Annotated in this window: 12 protein-coding genes; 8 read left to right on the forward strand and 4 right to left on the reverse strand. The window is 45.5% G+C overall.

What is annotated here, in order from left to right:
* Both BLW60_RS16670 and BLW60_RS03225 read left to right on the forward strand, forming a co-directional pair.
* On the forward strand, nucleotides 1-990 hold a 990-nt coding region (locus BLW60_RS16670; RefSeq protein ID WP_207645904.1), incomplete at its 5' end, for a SpaA isopeptide-forming pilin-related protein.
* Between the two features lie 275 nt (nucleotides 991-1,265).
* Entirely contained in the window at nucleotides 1,266-2,192 is a 927-nt protein-coding gene (locus tag BLW60_RS03225; protein WP_074714463.1) for a magnesium transporter CorA family protein, read from the forward strand.
* Nucleotides 2,193-2,232: 40 nt separating this feature from the next.
* Here BLW60_RS03225 and recG read toward each other — a convergent pair whose 3' ends face one another.
* From recG to BLW60_RS03245, 4 genes are all read right to left on the reverse strand, one after another.
* Nucleotides 2,233-4,269 carry an ATP-dependent DNA helicase RecG gene (gene recG / locus BLW60_RS03230; RefSeq protein WP_074714464.1) on the reverse strand — a complete coding sequence of 679 codons (2,037 nt, stop codon included), beginning with the start codon at nucleotides 4,267-4,269 and terminating at the stop codon, nucleotides 2,233-2,235.
* A gap of 87 nt (nucleotides 4,270-4,356) precedes the next feature.
* Nucleotides 4,357-4,617 (reverse strand): stage V sporulation protein S, encoded by a 261-nt coding sequence (locus BLW60_RS03235; protein WP_009984312.1) that lies wholly within the window; start codon nucleotides 4,615-4,617, stop codon nucleotides 4,357-4,359.
* Between the two features lie 133 nt (nucleotides 4,618-4,750).
* The gene (locus tag BLW60_RS03240; RefSeq protein WP_074714465.1) at nucleotides 4,751-5,521 is read right to left on the reverse strand and encodes a TIGR00282 family metallophosphoesterase; all 771 of its coding nucleotides are present in this window, start codon (nucleotides 5,519-5,521) and stop codon (nucleotides 4,751-4,753) included.
* A 10-nt stretch (nucleotides 5,522-5,531) separates the two neighbouring features.
* Entirely contained in the window at nucleotides 5,532-5,750 is a 219-nt protein-coding gene (locus BLW60_RS03245; protein WP_074714466.1) for a DUF4236 domain-containing protein, read from the reverse strand.
* A gap of 255 nt (nucleotides 5,751-6,005) precedes the next feature.
* Between BLW60_RS03245 and BLW60_RS03250 the strand changes: the two genes are divergently transcribed.
* The 6 genes from BLW60_RS03250 (at nucleotide 6,006) to nadC (ending at nucleotide 12,611) form a co-directional block, all read left to right on the forward strand.
* The gene (locus tag BLW60_RS03250; protein WP_074714467.1) at nucleotides 6,006-6,365 is read left to right on the forward strand and encodes an Asp23/Gls24 family envelope stress response protein; all 360 of its coding nucleotides are present in this window, start codon (nucleotides 6,006-6,008) and stop codon (nucleotides 6,363-6,365) included.
* Nucleotides 6,366-6,406: 41 nt separating this feature from the next.
* Nucleotides 6,407-8,062, forward strand: coding sequence for a DAK2 domain-containing protein (locus tag BLW60_RS03255; RefSeq protein WP_074714468.1), 1,656 nt, complete (start codon nucleotides 6,407-6,409; stop codon nucleotides 8,060-8,062).
* A 149-nt stretch (nucleotides 8,063-8,211) separates the two neighbouring features.
* Complete coding sequence (locus BLW60_RS03260; protein WP_074714469.1) at nucleotides 8,212-8,502, forward strand: hypothetical protein; 291 nt, start codon at nucleotides 8,212-8,214, stop codon at nucleotides 8,500-8,502.
* 259 nt (nucleotides 8,503-8,761) lie between these two features.
* Nucleotides 8,762-10,219 (forward strand): L-aspartate oxidase, encoded by a 1,458-nt coding sequence (locus tag BLW60_RS03265; protein WP_074714470.1) that lies wholly within the window; start codon nucleotides 8,762-8,764, stop codon nucleotides 10,217-10,219.
* A gap of 36 nt (nucleotides 10,220-10,255) precedes the next feature.
* Nucleotides 10,256-11,593, forward strand: coding sequence for a D-alanyl-D-alanine carboxypeptidase family protein (locus BLW60_RS16675; protein ID WP_074714471.1), 1,338 nt, complete (start codon nucleotides 10,256-10,258; stop codon nucleotides 11,591-11,593).
* A gap of 178 nt (nucleotides 11,594-11,771) precedes the next feature.
* Nucleotides 11,772-12,611, forward strand: a complete 840-nt coding sequence (gene nadC / locus BLW60_RS03275; RefSeq protein ID WP_074714472.1) for a carboxylating nicotinate-nucleotide diphosphorylase — start codon at nucleotides 11,772-11,774, stop codon at nucleotides 12,609-12,611.
* Nucleotides 12,612-12,613: the final 2 nt, after the last annotated feature.

A 12,613-nucleotide genomic window follows, 5' to 3' on the forward strand; every position in this document is an offset into this window, starting at 1 on the left:
ACAGTTGAAATGATCGATGAGAGAATAGTAACAACAACTACTACGACCTCAACAACAACGACCACAACAACTACAACAACGACTACCACCACAACAACTACTACCACGACTACAACTACAACATCTACAACAAGCAAGACAACTACGACAACAACATCAACAACTACTGCATCGACAACTACAACAGTTATAACAACAGCTGTTGTAAAGATCGACAAGCAGGATATCCTTGGTGAAGAAGTCGAAGGTGCTGAGCTTACACTTACAGGTGTTGACAAGGACGGTCATAAGGTAGAATTCGATGAAGGCGTTATTACAGCCGGACAGGGTGCTAAGGTTGAAAAGTCTCACGGCGATTCACTCGTTTGGATCTCAGGACAGACAGCCACAAAGGTAACTCTTGAGGACGGTCAGTACGTACTTCACGAAGTAGCTGCTCCTACAGGCTACGAAGTAGCAACAGATATGAAGTTCACAGTTACTGACGGTAAGCTTGTATCTGTTGACGGAGTTGAGACAGATTCAGATACAGTTGTAATGATCGATGAGAAGATAGTTACTACAACTACAACAACGACTACAACTACTACGGCAACAACAACTACTACAACAAATCCGAGCGATGTAATGGGTCAGGAAGTATCAAATACGACCAGTGTTACACAGGGAGGTATCGAGTTCTCAGTAACTTCAACTTCCACAACAACAACTACTACATCGACCACTTCCACAACTACAACATCTGAGACTACTACAACAGATGTTACTACCACAACAGCAGAAGAGACAACAACAACAACTACAACTGCTGCTGTAACAGGTAAGACAACAGCAAAAACAACTACTAAGGCTAAGAGCACAACAACTAAGAAGACAACTGATGCACCTAAGACAGGTGTTGAGGGAGCAGGAGCAGCGTTAGCAATACTTGGTATTGCAGCAGTTTGCGCTTTCGCAGCTCGTTCAAGAAAGAAGAACGATGATCAGTAAGGCTTTCAAAGATGAATAAGTGATCGAAGCACAAAGAGCTGTCGGACAATTGTCCGGCAGCTCTTTTTTTCAAAAAAATACTTGTAATCGGTGTTGAAATTTGGTATAATAAAGTTATATCTTGATTATGGAGGTGCATTATGAGTTCTGACCCTTATGGGAATTTGAATAATATTCCATGCTTCGGCAGACGATAATAATGCTCTCGTCCTTTTGCCGAAGTTAATCTCGGCGAAAGGAGCAAGGCTTTTCCGCTATGGAACAGCCGAAATGATATGATAAACTTTTACTGCTATGAAAACGGTATCCTGAAACAGTGCGATGCTCCGAAAGCAGGCTGCTGGGTATCGGTGGTAGACCCGACTCCCCAGGAGGTCAGGGAGCTTATAGAGGATTACGGTCTTGACAGCGGATTTGTAAAGTCCGCCATAGATGAGGAGGAGTCATCACGTATCGAGCGCGAGGACGACCAGACTCTCGTTATCATAGATACTCCTGTATCTGCAATTGACGATGACAAGACCAAGAACTTCTACACTCTTCCAATGGGCATCATCGTTACGGACGAATACGTTTTCACTATCTCTATCAGAGAAACACAGATACTCAACGAAGCCGCAAGAGGCGGCATACGCAATCTAAGGCCTGATTTCAAGACAAGATTTGTGCTCCAGCTTCTTCTCAGGATCGCAGCACTCTTCCTTACCTATCTGAAACAGATAGATAAGATATCATCTGCTGCCGAGCAGGAGCTCCACGACGCTATGAAGAACGAGCTTCTCATGCAGCTGCTTGCTCTTGAAAAGTCACTGGTATACTTTTCCACTTCGCTCAAAGCCAACGAAGCCACTATCGAGAAGATATTCCGCGGCAGAGTAATAAAGCTCTACGATGAAGATCAGGATCTTCTTGAGGACGTTCTTATCGAGATGAAGCAGGCGATCGAGATGTCGAGTATATACACGGGTATCCTGTCCAGTATGATGGACGGCTTCTCATCAATAATCTCGAATAATCTGAACCTTGTAATGTGGAGACTTACTATCGTCACCATAGTTCTTCAGATTCCGAACATCATGTTTGCTTTTTACGGTATCAATACAGGAGATATACCGTTCAACTATACATGGGTCGCGCTTGCACTTACGGGATTTCTTACGATAGTAACAGCGTTCGCGCTGCTTAAATGGAAGAAAAAATAAAAAAAGCCATGAACGTTATTTCGTTCATGGCTTTTCTGTTTTATCCGATTATATCCTTGCTGAAAAGGCGCATTACATCGAGTTTCAGCGGTCTGTTCTGCGGCTTTTCCAGGAGCGGATCATCGGCAAGGAGCTCCTTTGCGCAGGTCTGAGCGCGGTTCATAAGCTCCATATTGCAGGCGATATCCGCTATTTTCAGCGGCGGCAGACCGTGCTGAGCATTGCCGAAGAAGTCGCCGGGACCTCGCATTTTCAGGTCCTCTTCCGATATTTTAAATCCGTCAGTAGTCGAGGACATTATCTTCATGCGCTTTACGCAGTCCTCGGTGGTATTGTCGGTTATGAGTATACAGCTGCTCTCGAAGCTGCCTCGTCCCACACGACCGCGGAGCTGATGAAGCTGAGAAAGTCCGAAACGCTCGGCGTTCTCGATGACCATGACTGCCGCATTGGGCACGTCAACTCCGACTTCAACAACAGTAGTGCAGATAAGCACCTGTATCTCTCCGCTGCGGAATTTCTCCATTACCTTGTCCTTTTCGGCAGCCCTCATCTTACCGTGAAGAAGTGCGGTGGAATAGCCTTTGAGGTCACCCTTTGCAGCCTCATCGGCGTAGGTCTTTACGGCAAAAAGCTCGCTTTCGCTGTCCTCTATCATGGGGCATACAACGTAAGCCTGCCTGCCCTCGTCAAGCCGCTGACGAACAAAGCCGAATGCACGGCTGCGGAGTTTTCCCGTGACCGCGTAGGTCTTTACGGGCTTTCGGCCTTTAGGGAGCTGAGTTATGGCAGATATATCAAGGTCTCCGTAGATGATAAGTGCCAGTGTACGGGGGATAGGAGTTGCGGACATTACAAGTTTATGGGGAGCATCGCCTTTTTCGGCGAGAGCAGCTCGCTGAGCCACACCGAAGCGGTGCTGCTCGTCGGTAATGACCAGTCCGAGAGACTTATACTCCACATCTTTCTGTATTATGGCATGAGTACCGACAATGACATCAATTTCACCTGCTGCTATCTGTTCGCGTATAGCAGCCTTTTGCTTTGCGGTAGTTGAACCTGTCAGCAGGCACACCTTTACGCCGAAAGGTTCAAGGAAGCTGCTGAGGGTATTGAAATGCTGAGAAGCAAGTATTTCCGTAGGAGCCATAAGCGCGGACTGCACACCGTTCTGCGCAGAAAAATAGCAGGCTGCGGCTGCAACAGCAGTCTTGCCGCTTCCCACATCGCCCTGCAAAAGCCTGTTCATGGGGACATTTCTGCAAAGGTCACCGACTATCTCTGAAACAGCCTTTTTCTGGTCGTCAGTGAGTTCAAATGGCAGTCCTTCCGTGAACGCGCTCACATCAACGCTGCTGTCCATTTGAAACGCCGTATTTCTGCGGCTTCGGGACTTCATAACAGACATACCTATCTGTAGTTTGAGAAGCTCATCAAAGGCGAGTCTGCGCCTTGCAGTTTCGGCAGCAAGCTCACTTTCGGGGAAGTGTATATTTTCAAGTGCCCACATAAGGGGACAAAGGTCGTATTTCCGCAAAATATCGTCAGAAAGTGTCTCAAAGGGCTCATTGCGCATGAGTTCAAGAGCCTGCCGCATATTGGTGCGCACCATATTTACGGACAGCCCCTGAGTTAGGTGGTATTTAGGCTGAATGAGCACCTTTTCATCGGCGCGGATATAAACAGGGGAGCTTATCTCCTTGCGCATGAACGAACCTGCCACCTTGCCGTACATATAGTAAGTCTCGCCCTCTTTGAGAGCCTGAAAATAATACACGTTGTTATATACAACTATCAGTATATCGTTCAGTCCGTCGGTAGCAGCGGCTTTGCATATGACAAGTCCGCCTTTTATGCGCTGTGGCGGCATTTTCTTGTATACCGTCAGTTTCAGCACATTGTAGTCTCCGAGGACAGCCTGAGCAACAGGCACATGAGTGCGGAAGTCGAGGTAGTCACGGGGAATGTGGTATATAAGCTCATAGGGCGAATTTATGCCAAGTTTGCGGTACTTTTCGCCGCGAGCCTTTCCGACGCCCTTTAAGTATTCGATTTCGCTGAAAAGAGTAGTGGGCATAAGCTGCTCCTTAGAAAGAATTATAGTAAATGACAAAAATACAAACAGAAAGGGCGGACATAAAGTCCGCCCGATGATCCAAACCAATTATCTCTGCTCACAGATAAGCTTGATAGCGGTTCTCTCTTCGCCGTCGATCTGGATATTAGCAAATGCAGGAATGCAAATGAGATCAATACCAATTGGTGCAAGATATCCCCTTGCTATAGCTATAGCCTTGATCGCCTGATTTGCTGCACCCGCACCTACTGCCTGAACTTCGACAGCCTTCTGTTCTCTGATAACACCGGCAATAGCTCCGGCAACAGAATTAGGTGATGAGTGTGATGATACTTTCAGAATTTCCATTACAAAATAACCCTCCTGTTAAAAATATTTGTACGATAACTATGTCTTATATGCCTTAAGGCTATTCTATTGTACAATTGTATTATACCCTATAAATGGTAAAAAAGCAAGTACTTATTGCAAACTTTGTAGACTATCTTATAATTATTCTTTCTGTTTTGTGCGATTTGCCACTTTTTTCATCAAATTCGGTTATTGTTCCACAAAGAAAGCACGGAGCGTCCGCCTCGATGAAGCGCACAGGCATACGAAAGCGGAACATATTGATAACTGAGGCGAAATCCACACCGAGACAGGAGTGCTCGGGACCTGTCATGCCCACATCGGTAATATATGCGGTATGACCGCCCAATATACACTCATCGGCGGTCTGTACGTGGGTATGAGTGCCGAAAACGCCGCTTACCCTTTCGGTAAGATAATGACCCATAGCCTTTTTCTCGGAAGTAGCCTCAGCATGGAAGTCCACAAAGATGTTCGGGGTATCTATTTTACTAAGTATCTCGTCTATCTTGGTGAACGGATTATCCAGCGGATCCATAAGGGCAGTACCCATCATATTGATAACGGCTACAGAGTACGCTCCCATGTCGAGTATGCGGTATCCGCTTCCAACGCAGCCGCCCTCGGGATAATTTGCAGGTCGCACCATATATTCCTCGTCAAAGAGTTCAAGGGCTTCCTTGCGGCGGAAAGCGTGATTTCCCGTAGTTATGATATCCGCACCTGCTCTTATTATCATTTCCGCAGATGAACGGGTTATACCGTTGCCCTGCGCGGAGTTTTCGCCGTTTACGACAGTTATGTCGATATTGTTTTCATGTTTTATGCTGCTCAGCTTTGCCGAAAGGAACTCACAGCCTGCTTTTCCCACAACATCGCCGATAAAGAGTAGTTTCTTCATATTTCTCCCATTACTTCTTGCCTGTTTTCTTTTTGCCGCCGAGGTCGGTATCGTATGAGATACCCGTTCCCTGTAGGCTTACGGTAGCCTTTTTCTTATTGTTTACGGTAACTTTTACCTTTTTGCCTGCTATTTTCGGACCGTCAACGGATATGCTGCCGCCCTTCTTGTTTTTGTTGAACTTCAAAAAGCTGAATATCTTGAAGCTTTTTCTGAAATGAAACCCCATAGTAGACCTCCCTTTTTAGCTGTCAGCCCGACGGTCAATAGTGATGACCGCCGTAAATTCGCATTACATCTTTATTATAATACCACAAAACCCGCCTATAATCAATACAAATATTATATTTTTTTAATATGATAAGTATTTTTCCAAATATAATTTTTTATAGGTATTGTAAAAAGCAAAAAAGTGTGATATAATTGATTAGATATCGGTTAATATCAGACTTTATTTGCATTTTAACAAAAGGAGTGATGATCCATGGTAGGCTTTGAAAATCATATCGGAAAGATCACTATTTCTGAAAACTATCTCATTGAGATCGTAAAACACGCAGTCGTTGACTGTTTTGGTGTTGCAGGCGTATGCAGCGTGACTACGTTCCGTTCGGCAGTATCTGCACTTACAGCAGGCAAGGCGTTCAGAAAGAACAAGGGTATACTGCTCCGCACCGACAAGGACGGCGGACTTATCATAGATCTCCATATCAAAGTGACCTACGGCACCAATATCAATGCCGCTGTAAAGAGCATCACTCATAAAGTCAGCTTCGCAGTTGAAGAAGCTGCAGGTATAGATGTACACAAGGTCAACGTATTCGTTGATGACATGAACGCATAAGCGAGCAGTTACTACTGCATACAGAATTGGAGGACTTTACTGTGATACACGGTTCTTTACTCAGAGACGCTGTTATCTCCGCTGCGATAACTATCAATAACAGAAAGCGCGAAGTCGATGAGCTTAATGTTTATCCTGTTCCAGACGGCGATACAGGTACAAATATGTCCATGACAATAGGCAATTCCGTTGCCGAACTCAAGAGACTTGACTCAAAGGCTCCCGTATCTGAGGTAGCTTCCACAGCGGCTTCGGCATTTCTGAGAGGCGCAAGAGGAAACTCGGGCGTTATACTTTCACTTATATTCAGAGGCTTTTCAAAGGGGCTTTCAGGCTGCACAGAGGCAGGCTGCGAGAATTTCGCAGACGCTCTGCAATTCGGTGTAGATGCAGCATACAAGGCTGTAATGAAGCCTGTTGAGGGTACTATCCTCACTGTCGTAAAGGCAGCAGCTGCAAAGGCAAGAGAGATAGCAGCCGAGACTAATGACGAAGTCACTTTCTGGCAGGAGGTCTGCAAGGAAGCTGAGGCTATGCTGGAAAAGACTACGGATATGCTGCCACAGCTCAAAAAAGCAGGCGTTGTGGACGCAGGCGGCAAGGGACTCTGCATTATTTTCAGAGCTATGACAGACGTATTCGCAGGGGGCAAGATAGCCGAGCCTGCTGAGTCGGCAGCTCCACAGGACAGCTCCAATGACTCTTTCAGAACAGCTGTAAGCGAGTATGATGACGATATAACATATACTTACTGTACTGAGTTCATGCTGGAAAAGAACGATAACTGTCCCGATGTATCGAAACTCCGTGCATATCTTGAAACTATCGGCGACTGCGTGGTAGTCGTTGACGATGAAAAGATAATAAAGGTACACGTTCACACCGATAATCCGGGCAATGCTCTCCAGAAGGGACTTGAATTCGGCTATTTTATCAACGATCCTCGTCCAAAGATAGAGAATATGCGTATCCAGCACGAAAACAAGGTCAAGGACGCTCAGGCAGCACAGGAGGGACTTACTCCTGCCGAGCCCGAAAAGGAATTCGGCTTCGTTGCAGTTGCAGCAGGTCACGGTCTTGAAGCTATGTTCATGGATCTCGGTGCAGATGTAGTCGTAAAGGGCGGACAGACAATGAACCCGTCCACAGACGATATACTCCGCGCAATACTGAAAACACCTGCAAATACAGTATTCGTGCTTCCTAATAACAAGAATATCATCATGGCAGCAGAGCAGGCTGTAAAGCTCACAGACAGAAAGGTATGCGTACTCCAGACAAGGACCATACCTCAGGGTATCGCTGCTATGCTGGCATTTGACGAGAGCCGTTCTCTCAACGAGAACCGCATAGATATGACAAAGGCGTTCGAGAAAGTCTCAACAGGTCTTATCACATTTGCGGCAAGAGACTCCGAGTTTGAGGGACATCAGATCAAGGAAGGCGAGATACTGGCACTTGACAACGGCAAGCTCTCATTCACAGAGCGTGATATAAACAAGGCTACATACAAGCTTGTAAAGAAGCTTGCAAAGGGCGATGTAAGCTACGTTACCCTTATCCACGGCGCAGATGTGCCCGAGGAGAACGCAGAGGAGCTTCAGAAGTTCATACAGTCCAAGCTCAGCGACAAGATAGAGGTAATGCTCGTAAACGGCGGTCAGCCCGTATACTACTACATAATCTCAGTCGAATAATGAAAAGCTCACGTTAGTACGGCACAGATACAGAAGTTTTAAGCCATAGTATTTCCGATATTTTGTCGGACGTACTATGGCTTTTCTGCTGCCAAAGCAGAAGTGCTGTGCAATAATAATGCAAATTGCAATTTGCGTAGGGAGACAAAATGATAAAAGTACAATTTTATGATTATGGCTGCGGCGTATTGGATATTGAGAATGAACTTGGAATAACAGAAGATATAGAGGACTTTTTAATGAAAAATATCCCCGAACTTGAGCTTGAATGCAGCGACTGTATGTGCGATCTGGAAGATAATTTGATCTTATGGTTTACAGCGAAAGACGAAGAGAAATGTATGCAAAAAATACATGATCTTATAAAGCCCTGTATTTCGAGCCTGTCACATATGCAGTATTCGGTCAAACTAACTTCTGATTATTCATGGTATGATTGACACAATGCCCCTGAGTGTTTTGCAACTCTCAGGGGCAAAACTTTTTTACTGAGCGTTGTTTTCTGTCTGGATTTGCAGGTATTATACGATTATATTAACAGTGAGGCGATCGGTTAAAAACTGCTGTTTTTTGTTCAATGATCATTATTTGCTGAATACAAAACATAAGGTAATTCTCTGCCTGTGAATATTGATTTATTGACCTTTATATGTTATAATAATGGTGTAAAGATTTTCTGGTAAAGGATGGTCTTGTATCATGTCTAAAAATTATGATGTTATTATAGCAGGCTGCGGAGCAGCAGGACTCTATGCGGCTATCAATCTGCCCAAGGAGATGAATATACTCATACTCTGCAAGCGTGATCTTCCGCTGTGCAATTCCTCACTTGCTCAGGGCGGTATCGCAGGTGTATATAATTCTCCTTCGGATAATATCCAGTATCATCAGAATGATACTCTTATCGCAGGAAGCTTCAAGAACAACGTGGACGCTGTTCATACCCTTGTAAGCGAAGCTGCACAGGATATCGAGCGTATCATCGAGCTTGGCGTTGAGTTCGACAAAAATCCCGACGGTACTTACCACCGTACTCTTGAGGGCGGTCACAGCCACCACAGGATATTCCACCATGCCGATGCTACAGGTAAGGAGATAACTTCCACACTCCTTGAAAATGTTCAGAAGCTCAGCAATGTGACCATAATGGAAAACACAATTATGTGCGGTGTGAAGCAGACGAAAACAGGCTATTCCGCATTTCTCAGGCTGCCTGATGATTCATATGAGACCTGCAACTGCCACTTTATGATACTTGCAACAGGAGGTATCGGCAGAGTTTACCAGTTTACGACCAATTCTGCTATCGCAACAGGTGACGGCATCACCTTTGCATACGAAATGGGTGCTAAGATAAAGAACCTCAGCTATGTGCAGTTCCACCCGACAGCTTTCAACAACCGCGCTACACGCGAATGTTTCCTCATTTCCGAGGCTGTACGCGGTGAGGGAGCATACCTGCTGAACTGCAAAAAAGAGCGTTTCATGCATAACTATGACGAGCGTCTGGAGCTTGCTCCGAGAGATGTTGTATCTCACGCCATCATACTTGAATCGCGCAAACAGAATTCAACGGATTTCTATCTTGATATAAGCTATAAGGACAGCGAGTTCCTCAAGAACAGATTTCCGATGATATATAAAAACCTTCTGGAGCAGGGCTATGACCTTACAAAAGAGCCTGTTCCCATATTCCCGTGTCAGCACTACCTCATGGGCGGTATTGATGTTGACAACAATTCCGAAACAAGCCTACCCAATCTCTATGCCTGCGGCGAGTGTTCGCATACAGGAGTTCACGGAAGCAACAGACTTGCAAGCAATTCACTGCTTGAAGCACTTGTATTCTCACGCCATGCTGCAAACAGCATAGCATCAAGAGCTGCGAACGCACCAAGGGACTTTGAAGAGGCAGAGTTTGATCCGCATCAGGGAAGTCCGCGCATACCCAAGGGAGTGCGTACAGAGACAAGAAAGATACTCCAGAACTGCTATTTTGTCATTCCTGATAAAAAGGCAGCAGCAGAGGGCTTCAAGCGTGTAAAGGAGATACGCGAGGATCTTGTGAACGGCGGCTATTTCGTAGATGCTGATTACGTGCTTGCGAAGTCTATCGTTACTGTTGCTTATATCATACTTGGTGAGGTAATGCAGTAAAAAAATAAATATAGCAATATCAATGGGGGTGATATTATGAAAAAACTGAGAGTTTTTGAAGCAGCTGTTGTTTCGGCTGCTGTAATGGCATCAAATTCTGCGGCTTTTCATACTGAAGCTGCGACAGCTCTTATTCGCGGGGATCTTAACCGTGACGACAGGACTTCTGTAAGCGATATGGTGATACTTAAAAATCACCTCCTCGGACGGTACGGTCTTAACGATACACAGCGGATAGCTGCTGATATCAACGGCGACTGTACTGTGGATTCGCTCGATCTCTCAGCACTTCAGGATATCATTCTCTCAAATAAGACCTTGCTGCCGAAAGGCACATGGATAGCCGACCGTGCAGGCTCAAAGCGATATTTCAGCTTTGGTGAGGGCACAGGTACGGTGATATATCCAAACGGCAGCAGCGAGGATTTCACTATCGGCTCGGAAGAGGATATCCTTGCGATAAAAATGAGCAGATCGGGCAAAGAGGATAACGCATTTATCACATGGCAGAACGACAACGCCTTTGTACTCAAATGGGACGACGGTACAGCGGAGACATTCAGATTTTTCAGCTATAATGCAGTAAATGCAAGTGAGATGCTCAGCGGCAAGTGGGTGACCAGTGCAGGCAGGAACTTCGAGATAAGCGGACTCAGCGGAAAGGTCACTGACAAGAGCGGAAATATAAACCGTTTTGAGTATGCTCCCGACGGAAATAACATCGTTTTCCACATAGGTAGTACCGATAATAATACCGAGGGAACTATAGTTCATACCGATTCCATGCACTTTACTGTAACATGGGCAGACGGCACGAAAGAGACCTTTACACGCCGTGAGATAGAGGTAAAGAACGGAATTACCTATGTAAACGGCATACTTATCGCAAACAAGACCTATTCTCTGCCGTCAACATACGATCCGGGGAAGATACTTCCCGAAGCACAGTCTGCTTTCGATGCAATGGCTGCCGATGCGAAAAAGGCAGGATATAGTTTAAGTATCTGTTCGGGCTATCGCTCATATTCGTATCAGAATCAGCTGTATAACGGTTATGTTGCCCGTGACGGCAAGGCTGCTGCGGACACTTATTCCGCAAGAGCAGGACATTCCGAGCACCAGACAGGTCTGGCTATGGATATAAACAATGCAAGCTCATCATTCAACGGTACTCCTCAGGCTAAATGGATAGCAGCAAATTGTTATAAGTACGGATTTATTATCCGCTATCCCGAGGGCAAGGAGAATATAACAGGCTATATGTACGAGTCATGGCACGTTCGCTACCTCGGCAAGCAGCTTGCAAAAGAGGTCTACGATTCGGGACTTACTTTAGAAGAGTTCCTGTGTATAGACTCTAAATACAAATCATAATTTTGCTTTGATGGATCATGATTTAGTTGAGAGTTAAGAATTGAGAGTTGAAAGTTATGGAGTCGCCTGCGGCGACATAATTTAAATAATGTGAGCAAAGCGAACACATAAACTCTCAACTCTACACTCTCAACTCTCAACTTTTTTCATTTTTAGAAAAAACGAAAGGACTTTACATATGAAGCTTTTACAATGCTATGTTGACAATATAATCACAACTGCACTTATGGAGGACATAAACTACATCGACGCTGCTGCGGATAACCTTATACCGCCTGAGCACAGAAGCTCCGCTTACTACGTTGCAAAGGATTCGGGAGTTGTCTGTGGTATCGAGGTGGCTAAGAGAGTTTTCGACCTTGCAGGCGGAGATGTTGATTTCAAGATACTTCTCAATGACGGCACAAAGGTACAGAAGGGCGATATCATTGCAGAGTTGGAGGGAAGTACACTTACTCTGCTGAAAGGTGAGAGAACAGCTCTCAACCTCTTACAGCATATGTCGGGTATCGCTACTGCCACAAATAAGTGCGTGGAGCTGGTAAAGGGCACAAAGGCTGCTGTTACCGATACAAGAAAGACTCTCCCGGGACTTCGTGCGCTTCAGAAGTACGCAGTAACTGTTGGCGGCGGAAAGAACCACCGCTTCAATCTCTCCGATGCAGCTATGCTCAAGGACAACCACATCGACGCTTACGGCGGTATTACAGCGGCTGTTAACGCGCTCCGCGAGAAGATAGGCCATACTGTCAAGATAGAGGTGGAAGTCCGTACACTTGACGAGCTCCGCGAGGCTCTTGAAACAAAAGTCGAGATAATCATGCTGGACAATATGAGCTGCAACGAGATGAAAGAAGCTGTTGCAATTGCAGACGGACGCGCTCTCCTTGAAGCTTCGGGCAATGTTACTGCCGAGAATATCCGCTCAGTCGCTGAGACAGGCGTGGATATAATCTCACTTGGTGCGCTTACTCATTCAGTCAAGTGCTTTGATATATCCATGAAGATCAAGAAATGATA

Source organism: Ruminococcus flavefaciens, from assembly GCF_900108555.1.
Classification (GTDB): Bacteria; Bacillota; Clostridia; order Oscillospirales; family Ruminococcaceae; genus Ruminococcus; species Ruminococcus flavefaciens_P.

Coding starts and splice junctions, on each gene's coding strand:
- BLW60_RS03240 (WP_074714465.1), bottom strand. CDS start 5,521: ATGAAGAAACTACTCTTTATCGGCGATGTTGTGGGAAAAGCAGGCTGT.
- BLW60_RS03245 (WP_074714466.1), bottom strand. CDS start 5,750: ATGGGGTTTCATTTCAGAAAAAGCTTCAAGATATTCAGCTTTTTGAAG.
- BLW60_RS03260 (WP_074714469.1), top strand. CDS start 8,212: ATGATAAAAGTACAATTTTATGATTATGGCTGCGGCGTATTGGATATT.
- recG (WP_074714464.1), bottom strand. CDS start 4,269: ATGCCCACTACTCTTTTCAGCGAAATCGAATACTTAAAGGGCGTCGGA.
- nadC (WP_074714472.1), top strand. CDS start 11,772: ATGAAGCTTTTACAATGCTATGTTGACAATATAATCACAACTGCACTT.
- BLW60_RS03265 (WP_074714470.1), top strand. CDS start 8,762: ATGTCTAAAAATTATGATGTTATTATAGCAGGCTGCGGAGCAGCAGGA.
- BLW60_RS03235 (WP_009984312.1), bottom strand. CDS start 4,617: ATGGAAATTCTGAAAGTATCATCACACTCATCACCTAATTCTGTTGCC.
- BLW60_RS03250 (WP_074714467.1), top strand. CDS start 6,006: ATGGTAGGCTTTGAAAATCATATCGGAAAGATCACTATTTCTGAAAAC.
- BLW60_RS16675 (WP_074714471.1), top strand. CDS start 10,256: ATGAAAAAACTGAGAGTTTTTGAAGCAGCTGTTGTTTCGGCTGCTGTA.
- BLW60_RS03225 (WP_074714463.1), top strand. CDS start 1,266: ATGATAAACTTTTACTGCTATGAAAACGGTATCCTGAAACAGTGCGAT.